The 17,066-nt window shown below is 50.6% G+C and carries 17 protein-coding genes; 13 read left to right on the forward strand and 4 right to left on the reverse strand.

Features of this window, described 5'->3' with window-relative positions; all coding sequences use genetic code 11:
* The first annotated feature begins 220 nt into the window (after nt 1–220).
* From IEY24_RS03845 to IEY24_RS03860, 4 genes are all read left to right on the forward strand, one after another.
* The gene (locus tag IEY24_RS03845; protein WP_188928823.1) at nt 221–1,423 is read left to right on the forward strand and encodes an acyltransferase family protein; all 1,203 of its coding nucleotides are present in this window, start codon (nt 221–223) and stop codon (nt 1,421–1,423) included.
* Nucleotides 1,420–2,568, forward strand: coding sequence for a serine hydrolase domain-containing protein (locus IEY24_RS03850; protein ID WP_188928825.1), 1,149 nt, complete (start codon nt 1,420–1,422; stop codon nt 2,566–2,568). The genes IEY24_RS03845 and IEY24_RS03850 overlap by 4 nt, the downstream gene beginning before the upstream one ends.
* A 111-nt stretch (nt 2,569–2,679) precedes the next feature.
* On the forward strand, nt 2,680–4,194 hold the full coding sequence (locus tag IEY24_RS03855; protein ID WP_229221295.1) for a sulfatase family protein: 1,515 nt from the start codon (nt 2,680–2,682) through the stop codon (nt 4,192–4,194).
* Between the two features lie 9 nt (nt 4,195–4,203).
* Nucleotides 4,204–5,973 carry a sulfatase-like hydrolase/transferase gene (locus tag IEY24_RS03860; RefSeq protein WP_188928827.1) on the forward strand — a complete coding sequence of 590 codons (1,770 nt, stop codon included), beginning with the start codon at nt 4,204–4,206 and terminating at the stop codon, nt 5,971–5,973.
* Between the two features lie 5 nt (nt 5,974–5,978).
* On the opposite strand, the gene IEY24_RS03865 is transcribed toward IEY24_RS03860, so the two are convergent.
* Entirely contained in the window at nt 5,979–7,421 is a 1,443-nt protein-coding gene (locus tag IEY24_RS03865; protein ID WP_188928830.1) for a sulfatase family protein, read from the reverse strand.
* Nucleotides 7,422–7,553: 132 nt separating this feature from the next.
* Between IEY24_RS03865 and IEY24_RS03870 the strand changes: the two genes are divergently transcribed.
* The 5 genes from IEY24_RS03870 to IEY24_RS03890 are packed head-to-tail and all read left to right on the forward strand — an operon-like array spanning nt 7,554 to nt 9,925.
* Entirely contained in the window at nt 7,554–7,877 is a 324-nt protein-coding gene (locus IEY24_RS03870; RefSeq protein ID WP_188928832.1) for an ArsR/SmtB family transcription factor, read from the forward strand.
* Nucleotides 7,878–7,880: 3 nt separating this feature from the next.
* The gene (locus IEY24_RS03875; protein WP_188928834.1) at nt 7,881–8,348 is read left to right on the forward strand and encodes an SRPBCC domain-containing protein; all 468 of its coding nucleotides are present in this window, start codon (nt 7,881–7,883) and stop codon (nt 8,346–8,348) included.
* 6 nt (nt 8,349–8,354) lie between these two features.
* Nucleotides 8,355–8,738, forward strand: a complete 384-nt coding sequence (locus tag IEY24_RS03880; RefSeq protein WP_188928836.1) for a DoxX family protein — start codon at nt 8,355–8,357, stop codon at nt 8,736–8,738.
* Nucleotides 8,739–8,750: 12 nt separating this feature from the next.
* Nucleotides 8,751–9,323, forward strand: a complete 573-nt coding sequence (locus tag IEY24_RS03885) for a YdeI/OmpD-associated family protein (protein ID WP_188928838.1) — start codon at nt 8,751–8,753, stop codon at nt 9,321–9,323.
* 35 nt (nt 9,324–9,358) lie between these two features.
* Entirely contained in the window at nt 9,359–9,925 is a 567-nt protein-coding gene (locus tag IEY24_RS03890) for a DUF4256 domain-containing protein (protein WP_188928840.1), read from the forward strand.
* Between the two features lie 60 nt (nt 9,926–9,985).
* Here the strand turns inward: IEY24_RS03890 and IEY24_RS03895 are convergent, their stop codons facing one another.
* Nucleotides 9,986–11,647: a serine hydrolase domain-containing protein gene (locus IEY24_RS03895; protein ID WP_188928842.1), complete on the reverse strand. Its 1,662-nt coding sequence runs from the start codon at nt 11,645–11,647 to the stop codon at nt 9,986–9,988.
* A 302-nt stretch (nt 11,648–11,949) separates the two neighbouring features.
* On the opposite strand from IEY24_RS03895, the gene IEY24_RS03900 reads away from it, so the two are divergent.
* From IEY24_RS03900 to IEY24_RS03910, 3 genes are read left to right on the forward strand one after another with little or no spacing between them, the layout of a single operon-like run.
* Nucleotides 11,950–12,282, forward strand: a complete 333-nt coding sequence (locus IEY24_RS03900) for a hypothetical protein (protein ID WP_188928844.1) — start codon at nt 11,950–11,952, stop codon at nt 12,280–12,282.
* A 4-nt stretch (nt 12,283–12,286) separates the two neighbouring features.
* Nucleotides 12,287–12,586 carry a hypothetical protein gene (locus IEY24_RS03905; RefSeq protein WP_188928847.1) on the forward strand — a complete coding sequence of 100 codons (300 nt, stop codon included), beginning with the start codon at nt 12,287–12,289 and terminating at the stop codon, nt 12,584–12,586.
* A complete protein-coding gene (locus tag IEY24_RS03910; RefSeq protein WP_188928849.1) occupies nt 12,576–14,258 on the forward strand; it encodes a PepSY-associated TM helix domain-containing protein in 1,683 nt (560 codons plus the stop codon). Before IEY24_RS03905 ends, IEY24_RS03910 begins: the two co-directional genes overlap by 11 nt.
* Here the strand turns inward: IEY24_RS03910 and IEY24_RS03915 are convergent, their stop codons facing one another.
* On the reverse strand, nt 14,259–14,564 hold the full coding sequence (locus IEY24_RS03915; RefSeq protein WP_229221297.1) for a winged helix-turn-helix transcriptional regulator: 306 nt from the start codon (nt 14,562–14,564) through the stop codon (nt 14,259–14,261).
* 189 nt (nt 14,565–14,753) lie between these two features.
* Between IEY24_RS03915 and IEY24_RS03920 the strand changes: the two genes are divergently transcribed.
* Entirely contained in the window at nt 14,754–16,184 is a 1,431-nt protein-coding gene (locus IEY24_RS03920; RefSeq protein ID WP_188928853.1) for an MFS transporter, read from the forward strand.
* A 40-nt stretch (nt 16,185–16,224) separates the two neighbouring features.
* Here the strand turns inward: IEY24_RS03920 and IEY24_RS03925 are convergent, their stop codons facing one another.
* Complete coding sequence (locus IEY24_RS03925; protein WP_188928855.1) at nt 16,225–17,064, reverse strand: alpha/beta hydrolase; 840 nt, start codon at nt 17,062–17,064, stop codon at nt 16,225–16,227.
* Nucleotides 17,065–17,066: the final 2 nt, after the last annotated feature.

Genomic DNA, 17,066 nt, shown 5'->3' on the forward strand with positions numbered 1-17,066 from the left:
CAACACCGCTAAATAAATGGGTGTCCGTTTATTTAAATGGATATGCTCGCTAATCGTATTGATGTTGAGATAAGTAGCATGCCATCAACGTATATGCATTAAAATTGACTTTGTACCTGGTAGGTTCCGTTAATTTTTTGTTTGCTAACTTTAATATTTTTTTAATTTCTATTCTGCTGCCATTTTCCGGTTCGGAATCGAAACATCAACTAGCTGCTCAATGATAGAAAATTTTACCAGACCCAGGAAAAACGTCGCAAAAACTACTGAACGTATTTTCGGATTAGATCTCATGCGTGCCGTATCGATCCTGATGGTTTTCCTTTCTCATTCGATGGCATTGAACCCCCTCGATCGTTATTTTCCATTCGGCTGGCTGGGGCTTGGTGTAGAGGCTTTTTTTGTGCTAAGCGGCTTCCTGATCGGACGCATTATATTACGGACTGTGCTGCAACCCGGGATTTCCTGGGAGGCAGTGAAAGTTTTTTGGGTAAACCGATGGCTGCGGACTTTACCAGCGTATTTGCTTGCAATTGCCATTTACTATTGCTTTTATTCCGATATGCGCAACATTATTTTTTATGTGTTTTTTGCGCAAAATCTGCTTACTCCCGCTCAGGGCTTTTTCCCACATTCATGGAGCCTGGCAGTCGAAGAATGGTTTTATTTGACCTTCCCTTTGGTATTACTTGCCGTTGCCGCCATATGGGGAAACCGCGGTAGCCGGTACCGCATTTACTTGACAACGATTGGCGTTTTTATCTTCACCGGGCTTGTTACAAAGTCCATTTACCACTGGATGTACCATCAGGACTTGTTTACGTATTTTTTGAATAAAGGCCTATTGATGCCCAGCTGGAAGACTTTTGTCCCGCCTACTGGTGACTGGGACAGCATGCGCAAAATGGTCGTGTTCCGAATCGATGCGATTGCTTACGGCTGCCTTGTGGCCTATATTCTCGAAAAGGGTAATATGGCGTACAAATCTCGGGTGTGGTTATTTGCAGTGGGTGGTATGCTGCTGCTGCTGTGCTTTGAGATTATCCAGCATACGATCGCTGGCAGTAAGATCAATTATCTTGTAGATGTGCTATTGCTGCCGATGTTTTGTCTTACTTTCGCGCTGATGTTGCCTTATGCAATTTCATGCCCGCGTCCGGGAAATACGTTGGTGAAAGTCGTTACAAATGTGAGCCAGACGTCCTATTCTTTCTACCTGATGCATTTCCTGGTTTTAGACTTTGTCATTAAGTGGTATGAAAAGAGTGAGGCGGCTGGTTCGGGTTGGCAATGGTTGTTTTTTTTAGGAACATATATTTTTATTTATTTCATAGCTTATTTAATGTACAAATTCGTAGAATTGCCGTTTATGAATTACAGAAAAAAACTATTCCCGAATTCTGTGCACGTAAGCAGGTCATGAAACAAATTTTTACACTACTATTAATTCTTACGACAGTATTTTCCTGCGGACAGAAAAATACGCCCCAGCCATTGCCCGAAGACCCTGACGATGGTGTCGATACCGGGTGCAAAACTTGCCCCGGAAGTGGTTTTTCTCAACTCGATTCTACGCCCATTCCTATCGCCGACCGCGATATCAGAAGCATTTTCTTCAAGGACGGGCAGGCAGGCAATTTACCCGATCTTTCTCCCTACAAATACCGCAACCGTCTGGATTTCTATAACTTCCTGAAATCGCATTCAAAAGATTACGATAACAACCTGATGGTGTACATCGGTCGTCGGGATACGACAGAGTTCTGTTTCCGGATGGGGCAATACAATGCAGATACCAGACTGCCGATCATGTCCGCCTCGAAAGCGGTTACGGCGGCGGTGATCATGAGTATTGTAGAATCGGGCAAACTGACGCTGGACGACAAAGTGAGTAAATACATTCCTTCTTTCAACAACGAGAAAAAGGACATTACGCTCAGGCAGTTGATGTCCCATACTTCGGGTATTTTGGTGGAATCGCGGTTCGACAGCCGAAGTGACCTTACCCTCGCGCAGAATGTAGACAGTATCGCCCTTCGCACACAATTGCTTTTTGCGCCCGGCAAGCAGGCCCAGTACGGGAGTGTCGCCTATGCCGTAGTGGCACGGGTTGCGGAGGTCGTCGAGAAGAAGACCTGGGCGCAGATCTTCCAGGAACGGGTAGGGGTTAAATGCGGCATGAAGGACGTCGTATATAGCCCCGGCCATCCTTTGAACCCCGAACCGGGCTACGGTATCGAGTGCTCGATGAACGAGTACCTGCGTTTTTTGACTATGATCTACAACAAAGGGACATACAACGGCGTGCGTGTTTTGAAGGAGGAGTCGATCGCCATTATGGAGCAGGATAACAGCAACAAAGTCGATCCTACCTACGGGCTGGGGTTGTTCCGGTACGAAATCCAGAACGGGGTATCTACCGAAGTGGCCTGCCTGAGCGCACGCGGCGTCCACGCGTGGGTGAACCGGTCGAAGAATTTCTATGGGTTGATCTTCACCCAGGCAGGTTTCGAGAAAACAATATTGACAAACCTGGCCTTCCGGGACCTGGTGAGAAGGAAGATGTGACGTTTGAGTGTACATGATGGTGGTACAGTGCCGCAAACCCCGCGTTGCGGGTTTGTAAACCCAAGTAAAATGGTGGGATAAGTATGTAAATTAGTATCCAACCTTTTGTTTGTGTTTAAACCCAAATTCAAACCCACTTTGAAAAGCCTCACAAGTCTGCACTGGCTGTGGGCCGTCTTGCTGGCCGCACCTTTGTTCTTCCAATACTTTCCTGAAAAGCAAACGGCATACAAACCTGCCGCAAAACCCAACATCCTTTTCATTTTCGCCGACGACCAGCGGGCCGATGCCCTGGGAATAGCCGGTAATGCGGTGGTTAAGACGCCGAATATCGACCAACTGGCAAAATCAGGCGTCCGGTTTGCAAATTGCTATGTTATGGGCGGGCATCACGGAGCCATTTGCGCGCCCAGCCGGGCGATGCTCATGAGTGGAAAAAGCCTGTTTCATGTGTACGATGTGCTGGACGGCGTTCATACCATGCCGCAGCATTTTGCTGAAAACGGGTACGAAACTTTCGGGACCGGGAAGTGGCATAATGGTGCAAAAACTTTCGAAGCGTCGTTCCAGAAAGGAAAGGCGGTCATGCTGGGCGGCATGAGCGACCATTTTCAGGTGCCCGTCCGGGATTTGAACAATGGCAAACTCGGCGAACCGGTGACAAAGGGCTTTTCGACCGACATTTTCACGGAGGCTGCGCTTTCCTATATTGATGAATATGCAAAGAGCAAAAAGGCTAATCCTTTCTTCTGCTACATTGCCTACACCGCCCCGCACGACCCACGCTCGCCGCGTGAGGACTACATCGGCAAATATCCCGAAAAGGACATTCCGCTACCAGGTAATTTCAAACCCGTGCACCCGTTCGATTATGGTGAGGCGCAGGTAAGGGATGAAAATCTGGCTCCCTGGCCCCGTACGCCGGAAATTATCAAGGCCACATTGTCGGATTATTATGGGCTGATCAGCCACCTGGACGCCCGTGTGGGCGACATTATCCGCTCGTTGAAGGAAAAGGGCCTTTACGAGAACACGATCATTGTTTACGCCGCCGACAATGGCCTGGCTGTGGGTAGTCATGGCTTGCTGGGCAAGCAGAGTTTATACGAGCATAGCATGAAAGTGCCTTTTATTATTACGGGGCCTGGTATTCCAAAGGGCCAGGTATCCAATGCGCTGGTGTACCTCTATGATATTTTCCCTACGCTGGCATCGGTAACCGGCATTCCCAAACCCGGCGCGGTGGACGGCAAGAGTCTTTCGGAGGTAATCAGCGGGAAGGCCAGAAGCGTGCGTGAAAGCAGTTTTACAGCCTACCGAAACCTGATAAGGGCAGTGCGGGACGATGAATGGAAGCTGATTCGATACCCGAACCGGGACTATACACAGCTTTTCAACCTCAAAAAAGATCCGCTGGAACTGGAAAACCTGTCGGGAAAAGCAGCATACCGCCAAAAAGAGGAAAGTTTGAAAAAGCTCCTGGTCCAATGGCAGCAGCAGACCGGCGATACCGTTGCCTACACTGCGAAAACGATCCTGCCCATGAAGTACGAGCCCGAAAAGTTCGAGCGCATTATGGATAAGAACCAGCCCAAATACACGCAGGACAAATATTTTAAAAAGTAGCTGTTGAAAATGAAAAATGCCCGCATCATCCGCACGACGCTTCTGGCACTGTGCGCGACATTGTTCTGGAATGCAAACGCCCAGGTGCACCCCAATATCGTTTTCATCCTGGCCGACGATCAGGGGTGGGGCGATTTGAGCATCAACGGCAATACCAATGTCCGTACCCCCCATATCGACAGGATCGGGAAGGAAGGGGCGCAATTTTCGCGGTTTTACGTCTCTCCGTTGTGCGCTCCCACGCGTGCGGGCCTGCTCACGGGGCGCTATCATTACCGTGCGGGTGTCTGGGGCGTTTCCAATTCGCGCGAATTTATGAACCTTGATGAGGTTACTCTGGCAGATTTGCTCAAAAGCGCCGGCTATTCCACCGGCTGCTTTGGTAAATGGCATAACGGAAGTCAATATCCCTACCATCCCAACGGGCGCGGGTTCGACGAGTTTTACGGAATGCTCAGCGGGCATTACGCCAATTACTTCAATACGACCGTCGACCATAATGGCGAACCTGAAAAAAGTACCGGCTACATTGCCGACGATCTGACCAGCAAAGCCATTGGGTTTATTGAGAAAAGCAAGAAGGCGGGTAAGCCATTTTTTTGCTATATACCCTACAACACGCCGCATTCGCCCTTCCAGGTGCCGGATGAGAACTACAACAGGGTAAAGGTGCGGGGTATCAAACAGTTCAGCGATAAAAAAGGAGAGGAGGATGGGGAGACGACCATTACCGCGCTTGCGATGTCCGAGAATATCGATGATAATGTGGGCCGGATCTTAAAAAAGCTCGACGACTTGAAACTGACCGACAATACGATCGTCATTTACCTCAGCGACAACGGCCCCAACTCCTGGCGCTGGAACGGCGATATGAAAGGTCGGAAGGGCACAGCTGGTGAGGGCAGCGTGCGGGTACCGTTCCTCATCCGTTGGCCGGGCGTGATCCCCGCCGGAAAAGTGGTAAATGGCAATGCAGCATATATCGACTTGCTTCCCACCTTGATCGAACTGACGGGTGTCCCAACTAAGAAAAGCGGCAAACCACTCGACGGGATCAGCCTCCAACCTGCATTGACGAAAGTGGCCGAACTGCCCGACCGGTTGCTGTTTTTATCCATTAACAAAAATAACAGCGTAAGAAAGGGCCACTACCTATATCAGAGCAATGAATTATATGATCTTGCCGCCGATCCGGCGCAACAGCATAACATAGCTTCCGGGTACCCCGGACTGGCCGACAGCCTCCGCACCGCATTCGACAATTGGTATGCGGATGTTTATAAAAATATTGATTCTACGCGTTCGCTGCCAGTGGGTTACAGCCAGTTTCCAAAGACGGTGCTGCCTTCCCAGGACGCTATTCTGCACAGGTCGGCCAGAGGCAGCCTCTCATACAGTGCCTCCGCGCCAAACTCTTCCTGGATCTCAAACTGGTCGGACACCGCTTCTTACGCGAGCTGGAATGTGGAAGTGCATACCACTGGCAGGTATCAGGTGAACATCCGCTACACCAGCGCCGACGCGGGCGACGCATTCACCATTGCTTTGAACAAAAGCCACATCTCCGGCAGCATTCCCGTAGCATTCGATCCTCCGCTGATCCCCAGTCCTGATCGTGTGAAGCGAACTGCGGAATCTTATGAAAAGGAGTTTCGGACACTGAAAGTTGGTGAAATGAGGCTGGAAAAGGGTAAAGGCGAGCTGAAATTGTCGGCCACTGAGCTGAAAGGCGGCAAGTTCGCTGATATTCGCTCGGTAGAGCTGGTGCTTTTGAAGTAGCAACATCAAAACGGCCCCTTCACATTAATGCGGTCTGCGTGCTTTGCGGCGCCGGGCATTTCGCCACGCTTGTCCTTCGCGGGCAATGCTTCGCCGGTTTCACGGTCGTACCAGTCGGGAGTGAGGTGTTCGGGGACGGTATCGCCGGTGTCGTTTTGCCACAGAGCGAGCACCTTTTTCAGTGTTTGTATTTGTTGGGAATAGGTATGGTTTCCGAGCAGGTTTTCAACTTGCAATGGATCTTTAAAATTGTCAAAAAACTCCTCCGAAGGCCTTGGTGTCGTGAATGCATCTTCTTGCAACGGGCTTAGCTTGCCGGATTTACGGGCGGCTTTCAATGCTTTGGCCGATGGGCTCTGGTTGGCGTCGATCGGGCCGCCATTGTCGAGTTTCGGCCTTTTATTCATGATGTACAAAAAATCCTTCGTACGCACTGAGCGCTCGTAAGCTTCGTAATCGTGCCAGTTGTGCTCGGCGAAAACGTATTTCCTGAATTCCAGGCCCGGGTTTTTGAACAGGCGAGCGAAGCTTTTTCCCTGAAACGTAGGTCCGGCATCGATACCTGCCAGCGCCAGTAATGTCGGTGCAATATCGACGGTGCTGACCAGGCTTTGGCAGGTTTGGCCCGCCCCGATACCCGCGGGCCATTTGACGAGAAACGGCGTTTTAATGCCCGCGTCGGTCAGGCGTGTTTTGCTTCCGGGGAACGGGCGGCCGTTATCGGCTGTGAAAATGATAAGCGTATTCTCCGAAAGCCCCTGCGCGGCGAGCTCCTGTTCGAGTTCTCCCACACAACGGTCGAGGCGGGCTATTTCATTGTAGTAGGCCACCAGATCCTGCCTCGTTTCACGGGTGTCCGTGAGCGTAGGCGGTACCTCTACGTCGCGCGCGGGGTCGTGCTGCGGGCCGTTGGTGGTGGCCGACCACGGCCGATGCGCGTCATAGGGAGACAGCCAGAAGAAGAATGGCTTGTTTTTGGGTCTGGATTTCAGGAGGTTAATCCATTGTGCTTCACCACCTTCACCATTCTGTGTCTGATTGACCAGCAGCGTGTCGTAAGCGCGGCGGGTATTGGGGCCTTCGTGCCATTTGCCGGCTAATGCGGTGTAATATCCTTTTTGTTTCAGGAGTTCGGGGAAGTATTTCAAATGCGCGGGGAGCGGTGAATGAAGCTCGGCAGCGCCTGTATTGTGCGGGTACCGACCCGTAAGAATGCTCGTGCGGCTGGGGCTACATGAGCTGGCCGTCAGGAACATGTTGGTGAACTTGATTCCCTCGCGTGCGAGCCTGTTAAGGTTTGGCGTCTTCACCTTGCCGTTACCATAAGCACCAATATCGTCCCAACTGATGTCGTCGCCGATGATGAATATAATATTGACCGGCTGCGCCGCGTGTGCGACAATGCCTAACAGGAAGGTTACAACCAGAAGAAAATAGCGCCGCGTCATATTTGCCGGATTAGTTGAAAAAGCCCAATACGCTCGCAAAAAGCCATTTAACTATTAATTTTTCAAAAAAATACATAAAAAATTTGCGTAGTTAAGTGACTACATATAAATTCGTAGCCAAATAACTACGCAATGAACCTGAGACGAGATGTATTTCAAGCCATAGCAGACCCTACCCGAAGGGCCATATTGCTACTACTGGCATCGCAATCCCTGACGGCAGGGGCGATTGCCTCGAACTTCGATACGGCCAGGCCTACGGTTTCCAAGCACCTGCAAATTCTCACAGAATGCGAGTTGCTGAACCAGGAGCAAACAGGTCGGGAAATTTACTATCACTTAAATCCCAAAAAAATGAAAGAGATCGCCGACTTCATCGAGCCTTTCCGGCGAATGTGGGATGACCGGTTCAACAAGCTGGAATCCATTATGAAAAACTATCAATCCAAAAAATAGAACATGGAACGGAAAACGAAAATCAATGCTGAAAACGGCAGGCAGGACCTGGTGATCACCCGCGAGTTTGATCTGCCGCTGGACTTGCTCTTCAAGGCATATGTGGAGCCGGAGATCGTCGAGCAATGGATGAGCACCAAAGTTGTGAAACTCGAAAGCAAACCCCACGGCGCCTGGGCATTCGAAACGTCCGATGCGGGGGGCAATGTGGTGTTGAGGATGAATGGCGTGATCCATGAATTTGTACCGGAGCAGAAGATCACGCGTACGTTCCAGATGGAAAACACCCCTTTCCCGGTTCAACTCGAATTTCTCGTATTCGAAAGACTCACCGACGAGACCAGTAAGCTCACCATGCAGATCGTCTACAAGTCGCCCGAGGACCGTGAGGCAGCGCTGAAATTACCTTTCGCGGCGGGTATCAATATGGCGCATAACCGGTTGGAGCAAGTTGTCAAACAATTAATATAAACAGCAATGGAAAAGAGAAAAAGAATCATTTACTGGATTTTTACCGCCTGGCTCGCGCTTGGAATGACGTCTACCGGCATTGTGCAGCTCATGAAAATGCAAAAAGAAGTGGATATGTTCGCACACCTGGGCTATCCCGAATACCTGCTGACGATTATCGGTGCCTGGAAAATTCTGGGTGTGGTAGCAGTACTTATTCCTAAATTTCCGCTTATAAAAGAGTGGGCGTACGCCGGTTTTTTCTTTTGTATGACAGGCGCGATCGTCTCGCATATGGCACTCGGCGACCCCATCGGCGAAGTGGCGCCGCCACTTTTGCTGCTGGTATTGACGGTGATATCCTGGTATTTCCGGCCCGCCGGCAGACGACTGATCCCTGTTCAAATCTAAATACACATGATCATGAATACCAAAGTCGATGCATATGTGGTCCAGGCCAGGCAATGGCGGGAAGTGATAGAACAGTTGAGAACCATCGCGCTGGACTGCGGGCTGACGGAGGAGTTCAAATGGGGAAAGCCGTGCTATTCGTTTGAAGGTACCAATATCGTCGTCATTCAGGGTTTCAAGGCCTATTGTGCGCTGCTGTTTATGAAAGGCTACTTGCTGAGCGATCCCGAAAATGTGCTGATCAAAACCGGTGAAAACACGAAAGTAGGACGGCAGATCCGTTTTGAGACGGCACAGGACGTGCTCGCGTTGGAGCCAGTCCTCAGAGTTTACATCCGCGAGGCGGTTCAGGCAGAGCAATCGGGCTTGAAGGTGGAAATCGACAAGTCGTTGCCGGCGCCGGCCGAATTACAAGACACATTCGACGAAATTCCCGCATTGAAAAAAGCTTTCGATGCATTGACGCCCGGGAGGCAGCGGGCATATATCATCTATTTTTCCGCTTCCAAACAATCCCAGACCCGCCAGCTGAGGATCGAAAAATCCATCGAACGCATCCTGAACGGCAAAGGTTTGAACGACTAGCGTTTTTAGTGAATTAATTTAAAGCAAAATATACTATGGCCATTGATAAAAAAGAACTCTCGACGGAAGGTCGCAACGAACTGTTTAAAACTTTAAAAGCACGTTTTGAAAAACACAAAAGCCGCCATGAAGGCATTCAATGGGCCGATGTGGACGCCAGGCTGAATGCAAAAAGTGAAAAATTGTGGTCGCTCGACCAGATGGAGCTCACTGGCGGCGAACCGGATGTGATCGGTTTCGACAAAAAAAACGGGGAATACATCTTCTGTGATTGTGTGGCGGAAAGTCCCAAAGGCCGCCGTAGCCTCTGCTACGACCGCGATGCCTGGAATTTCAGAAAAGAACACAAACCCGAAAACACGGCATTGGACGTGGCTGCGGAAATCGGTATCGAAATCCTGGACGAAGAAGAATACCGGCACTTGCAAACGCTCGGTAAATTCGACCTCAAAACATCGAGCTGGATCAAAACCCCCGCCGGCATCCGCAAACTCGGCGGCGCGGTGTTCTGCGATCGCCGGTACGACACGGTTTTCTATTACCACAATGGTGCCGAATCATACTACGCGGCCAGGGGCTTCCGCGGCACCTTGCGGGTTTGACAGGATATTCATTAAAAAGGGGCCCGTTTGTGCATTTACAGACGGACCCCTTTGCGTCACTCAATCTGGGGGCGTTCGCGAAGTAGGTTTGGTTTTTTCGAACCGCAGGCCCAGCGTCCGGACTGTGGTCAATTCAAGCGCGGTAATTGTATTCTCTCCGTTTCTTTTAAAAAGCAGGTCGGTTTTCAAATCCGGAATCAGATATCGGTCGCGGGAGCATGGTATTAGTGTATAACGTGCCCCGCTCACAAGTTGAAGCTCCGGCCCCGTTGCCGATTCTGTGATTTCTATCGGCGCTCCAACCTCGTCGGAAAGGTATCTACCGGCATAATCCCGAATTGGCGTTTTTATCGCAGTGCTATCCACCAGGTAGTACGCCATCGGTTCGGTCGAAGGTGGGGTTACAGTTAGCCCGCCTGCATGATCGAAGGCGAGGAGTATGTTAAAAAAATAAAACCGCTGATTGATAATAGGTTCCAGTGGAATGTCCGACAGAAGCAGGCCATCTTTGCCGAGCGCAATATCGACATCCCGCGTGGACTGAGCACTTTTGTAGAGCCCTGCAAGTCCCTGCAACTTTTTAGGTTCTGTCTGAACAATTTCTGACTTTTTGCGTGGAAAAGCGGCGAGATCCTCCGGTTTTGCCAGAATTTGCAGAACGGCCGTCGCGGGATTGAAACCGATGGTATCCAACATGGAAGTATTGCTGAGCCACGCGATCGATAGACCGAGTGCGGGCGAACAGATCAATCTGGCGCGGTAAGCGGCCGTGGCTCCGCCGTGATGAAACGTGGGTTTGGCGAGATTATGTTCAATAAAGAGCCCTGCGCCGTAGTTGTTAATGTCTCCGTTGTTGAGTGTATCCAAAGCAGTCTGTTTATCCAGCAATGCCGCGCCGTGTAGCTTGCCTTCTGAATAAAATGCGGTCCATTTCAGTAAATCTTCGGCGGTTGTCAGCAAGCCGCCCGGGCCGTGAACGGCGTTGTCCGGCATAAGTGTACGGAACCTTCCTTTGACGATCTCGTAAGCCTGGCTGCGCCCGGGAACCACTTTGCCATAATCATTTTGCCACTGGGAATGTGTCATACCGGCCGGCCCAAGGATATGTTTCTGTGTAAAATCAGCGAAAGACATTCCGGAAACTTTTTCGACAATGAGCGGGAGCAGAATGTAATTGGAGTTGCTATACCGGAATGCTTCGCCTGGCCGGTTGTTGATACTTTTCTGTCGGCAAATGATGCGAAGCGCCGCATTGTTGTCCATCACGCGCAGCACCAACGGGGAGCCTGCAAACTCTGCGATGTCACTCCATTCACGCAACCCGCTGGTATGATGGATCAGGTGGCGGATCAAAATCGGCTCGCCGTAGCGGGGAAATCCGGGTATGTATTTATCCACCGGGTCGTCGAGTTTCAACTTTCCCTGTTTTTCGAGTAACAAAACTGCCGCTGCCGTGAATTGCTTGGAGACTGACCCTGCTTCGATAAGAGATGCTGTTGTCAGCGAAGTGCCGGTTTCAAGATTGGCCATTCCCCATGCTTTCGAATAGACGACCTGCCCGTTGACACTTACAGCCAGCTGGCCGCCCGGCTTATCGGGGGAATAGCATTGAAAGAGGCTGTCGATCTTTTGTTGGGTACCGCTCAGATCGCCCTGGGCAAGTGAATTTGTGTGGGTCACCAGAAAGATAGCGGGCAAGGCAAGGAGCTTGTATGGCTGCATTTCAGATACTTTGAAAGGTGGTTAGGATATCCGACTCGTTTAAAGTAATCCGTCGGAATGACTTGATGCATTTGGATTTGTTAATATATAAATTAATTCAATATAGCAACACTTCTGTTTTGCTCATTAGTAACCCTGCGTTTATTTTTTTTCTGAATGAGCCAATTCTTTGCAGCCATTTCGCCGTTTCGATTTATATTTGTGAAGTTTATTTAAACTAATTACAAATAATTTCTTGCAAATTTCTCATAACCAATAGCTAAGATACATTTCTTCACCGAATGCGTCTTCGAACCAGCCCTATGTTCAGTACCATTTGTTTACTATTTCTTCTCGGGTTCATGTTCTGGATGAACACCTCCAAGCGAATTTCCTGGCCGGGTAAAAATGAGGTAATGGCCAATTTGGCTGACAATCCATTGTACAGCCGGTGTGCGGCGGGCGCATTGTTCTTAATTGCCACCGGGCTATGCATCAGCCTGCTCGGGGTAGGGAGCGGCTTGTTCGCTTCGATCGTGATCCTGATGATGACCGGCTCGGTGTCGGTGCTGTTTTTTCCATTTCGTTACTTCGGTTCGGTCGGAGTTGCGATACTTTACTTGTGTGCGGTGACGCTTGAACTTGTTATCCATTGATTTTATGCCTGCCAATAAGAAATATCTGACCCAATCGCCCTGGCTGCGCCTGAGCAAGATCCTCGCGGGGAGTGTCGGCGGATATGCCGTTACCATAAGCTTGCATCTGTTTTTCACTGCATTCCTGCCCAAGGAAGACGTCATCATAACCGCTTGTATCACCGGCTACATCCTGTGGGCATTCCTGTTGCTATACGCGTTCATCGCCACGAACGTATGGCGGGTGTGGGGCCTCTATCTGTTGCTCACGCTCGTGTTTGCCCTGCCTTACCTACTGAAATTCAACTTTAATCATGGATACTAGGAAGTATAACATCTATTTTCACACCCATACCATTAGCGGGATCTTCATTGCCGGGTTGCTGTATGTCATATTTTTCGCTGGGTCCTTTTCTTTTTTTAAAGATGATATTTCTGCCTGGCAAAAGGGCCGGCCGGAGGTAGGGCATAAGTTCGACGCACCGTACAATCACCTGCTCGACTCGCTTTCTCAGCACTATAACCTTCGCGGCCGCAACTTCAATTTCTACCTGCTTCGCCAGGGCCAGGGAAGCTACGTGGACATGACTGCCTCTCAGGACACGACCGTCAGCAAACCCATGCCTAAGCTCAAAAAGGAGGAAGGAAGAAGGGGAAGAGGGAGAAGGGATGAGGGCGATGCGGCCTATTTCCGCTATCATTTTGCGGATAAAACAACAGGCGACTATTCGGACAGTTACGATATGGCCGAGTTCTTGTACCGCCTGCATTTCCTGGCGCAGCTCAACCAGGTCGGTATCAATATCGGAACGCCGTTCGGGTATCTGGTGGCGGGGATTGTGGCATTTCTTTTCCTGTTCGCGCTGATTACCGGCCTGCTGCTGCATTGGGATAAGATCAAGTCCAATTTCTTCCTTTTCAGGCCAATGAGTAAATGGAAGACCGTCTGGACCGACATGCACACGGTACTTGGTGTGATCGGTTTTCCGTTCCAGTTCGTATTTGCGGTAACAGGCGTTATCCTGATTGTGAACTATGTGCTGCTTGCGCCTTTTGCCAACCTGCTCTACAATGGAGATAGTGAAAAGCTGTATGAGAGCCTGCAATACAACCGGACCGTGAACGTGGATTACACCTATAAGTCAATGGACGGAACCTTCGATATGGACGCATTTGTGGGAAAATGGCATAGCGAATGGAAAGACAGCCAGGTCTCGCGCATTTACATCCGCAATTATATGGACAAGAGTATGCAGGTCAGCCTCGAAGCCAAGCCGAACCCCAGCGCCAACTTTGCCGGATCGGGATTTGTGACGGTTGATATTGCCAGCGGTAAAATACTCGAACAAAAGTCACCCAATGCCGGGGGGAATTACATCGATGGCGTCAAGAGCCTCGTATACCACCTGCATTTCGGCGATTTCGGTGGGCAGCCGTTGCGGATCGTGTTCTTTTTACTGGGGTTAATGGGCTGTGCCGTTATCATTTCGGGCATTATGATCTGGCTCGTTGCGCGTGACAAAGTTGCTACCGAGCTTCGCAAGCGCAGGTTCAATTTCTGGGCGAGTAACTTCTTTCTGGCGGTTTGCCTGAGCATGCTACCGGTAACGGCATTTACTTTTATCATGGTCAAAACGCTCGATCATGTGAACCAGTCGGTTATTTATAAAACCTATTTTTACAGCTGGCTCGTGCTGGGCATTTACTTGATGGTACTCCGCAGCCTCCCCCGGATGAATCGTCACACATTACTCTTATCGGCCGTTCTCTGCCTGGGCGTGCCTATTGCCAACGGCATTTCAACCGGCCTGTGGCTCTGGAATACCTGGAAGCAGGGCGCATCCGATATTTTCTTTATCGATGCATTATTCCTCGTTCTGGCGGGCTCCTGTGCGTATGCTTATACGAGGGTGAATGCGGAGGCGAAGCCTTTTAAGGTGCTGAGTTTGAGCAAAGTGCCAGAAAAAGTATTGAAAACCAGCGAAGTAAGAGAATAACTATGGCTTCTTACGGATTTGCCGTTGGTAATCCTCGCCCCAGGCGCAAAGCGAATCCATAATGGGGATCAGGCTTTTGCCGATCTCCGTCAGCTTATATTCAACCCGCGGCGGCGATTCTGCGTAGGCTTCACGGCGCAGAATACCGTCTCGCTCCAGTTGTTTCAGCTGTGCCGTAAGCGTTGCCTGTGTAATGTGGGGGAGCTTGCGGCGCAGCACACCGAAACGCATCGGGCACTCCTCCCGGATCTTGTTGAGCAGCATCAGCTTCCATTTCCCGCCAATAATGTCCAGCGCGATATTCATTGTATTATTTTTTTCTGAAAAAGATCCGGAATCTTCTTTTGTAATCGACTGATCTGCACTGATAGTATCGTCCGTCATACCTGGTATTGTCTTATAAACTACTTGATTACGAGCGTTGGCTGCGTGAATTTTGGCCGTAAATGAATGCAAACCGAACATTTCGGTCCGCCATGATCATTCAACAACGCAATGAATACACAAATTTCAAAATGGCTGTTGCTGGCCATTATTTCTTCTTCGGTATTCCTGTCCGTGCTGGACATTTTCATCGTAAACGTCGCTATTCCGGCTATTAAAACCGGCATTCACGGTACCGACAGCGACATTCAGCTTGTGATTGCCCTCTATCTTCTGGGGTATGCGACCTTTCTGGTAACGGGAGGTAGGGCAGGGGATTATTTTGGTCGAAAGAGGGTCTTCGTCGTGGCGATGCTGCTGTTTGTCGTAATCTCGGCAGTCTGCGGTTTCGCACAAACATCCTGGCAACTGAATGCCGCCCGTTTTTTCCAGGGCGTCAGCGCCGCGTTGATGATCCCACAAGGCATAACGTATATTCAGGAGCTTTTTCAGGGCAACAAAGAGCGGGTCAAAGCGCTGGGTATTTACGGAAGCGTGGCCGGGAGCGCTTCTGTGATCGGCCAGTTTCTGGGTGGTTTGTTGCCCGAAATTGACTCCTTCCTGGAAGGTTGGCGGCTTATTTTTCTCATCAATCTGCCCATTGGGCTGGCGGTGGTGCCCATGGCGTTGCTCTTCCTGCCTCCCGACGATCGGCGTTGCTGCAATGTCGGCTTCGATTATGCGGGCGTTCTCCTGCTTACAGGCGCGCTCGTGTGCCTGATATACCCGCTCATACGCGGTCGCGAACTGGACTGGCCATGGTGGTGTATCGCAATGCTCGCTGCGGGAGGCATTGTGCTCGCACTGTTTGTCAGGGACCAAAAGCAAAAACTGTCGACCGGTAGGCAGCGGCTTCCGTTGCTGGATGTGCGCTTGTTCGGCTTCCGCGATTTCAATATAGGGATGGCGATCGTGCTGTTCTATTTCATGGTGCAGGACTCCTATTTTCTGATCAACGTCGTACTGCTGGAAACCGGTCTGGGATTCAGTTCCTCGGAAACAGGTATATTGTTTGTATTTCAAGGCGTTGGCTACGTGGTGGCGTCACTGGTCTCATTACGGTTGGTCCCGTTGTTTGGCAAAAAAGTATTGCAGGGTGGCGTACTGACGATGATCATTACATTAGCTCTACATATCATCGTGCTGAATGGCCCGGAAGTGAACCGGCGACTGCTTTACCCGGTCCTTTTCTTATACGGCGCGGGCTGCGGATCGGTACTGCCGTCGTTACTGGCTGTGGGCCTGAAAAATATTCCTGTTGAGCTCGCAGGCACCGCTTCCGGTACTTTTTCGACCTTCCAGCAAACTGCGATAGCTTTGGGCATTGGCGTGATAGGAGGGATTTTCTTTTCCAATCTCGGCCCGCTGCCGGATGTTACGGCTTACATTTCAGCCTATCGCGTTGCCACCTTTACCAACATGGCATTGCTGGCGTTGGTCGGGTTGTTTATGTGCCTGCTACCGGTAGAGGGAATGGTTCGCAGCGAATCGGTCACACATTAATGTAGCGTCCGGCACCTCTGTAAGCCTGCCCGAACGCACCTCAGAGCGTTGGCTCGCCCTGAATGTACCCGAGCGATTTCAGGAAAACATCAGTGTCGCGTAGGGTTTTGGTGAACCATTCGCCCCGGTTGAAAAAGCCGTGCGGTTGATCGGGGTAAAGGATCAGTTCGCCCTGGCTCCCTGCCTCAGTCAGCTTCGCTTTGTATGCCTCGGCCGTGGCTACCGGCACCAGTTTGTCCTTCGTTCCTAGCATGACCAGCGTAGGCGCGGCGCCTTTCCGGATGTTGTGGTAAGGTGAAATTTCAGTGTAACGGTTACCAACACGGTCATAGCCGTATTCGCCCGGACCATTGTTGAACACCGGGTTAAAAAGAACCAGCGCATTGGGCCGCGAGCTGACCGCCGCGTTTTCAGTCGGCTCGTCGAGTTTAGTCAGGTCGGTAGCTGCCGCAACATGCCCGCCGGCCGACCCACCCGCTGCTACAATGCGGTCGGGATCGATGCCTAGGCCGCTGGCGTGTGAACGTACGTACCGGATCGCCGATTTACCGTCCATCACGGCTTCGAATGGGGTGGTATGATGCCGGGATTGCACGCGATAGTCGGCCAGAATGGCCACCATTCCACGTGATGCCAGGTACAGAGCCTGTTTTTGGAACTGTCCGGTATTGCCGCTGATCCAGCCGCCTCCAAAGAAGAAGACAATGGCCGGGTACTTGTTCGTCGCGTTAAACCCTGCGGGCCTAAACACCCGCATATGCAGGCTTAACGTATCGATCTTTTTATAGACAAGCACCTCAGGGATAGTATCCTGTTCGGTCTGGGCGTGTAAATAGCCCAGACCGAACAGGAGGAACAGGAATGTGAGTTTTAAATGCATGG

The organism is Dyadobacter endophyticus (genome assembly GCF_014641595.1).
Lineage (GTDB): Bacteria > Bacteroidota > Bacteroidia > Cytophagales > Spirosomataceae > Dyadobacter > Dyadobacter endophyticus.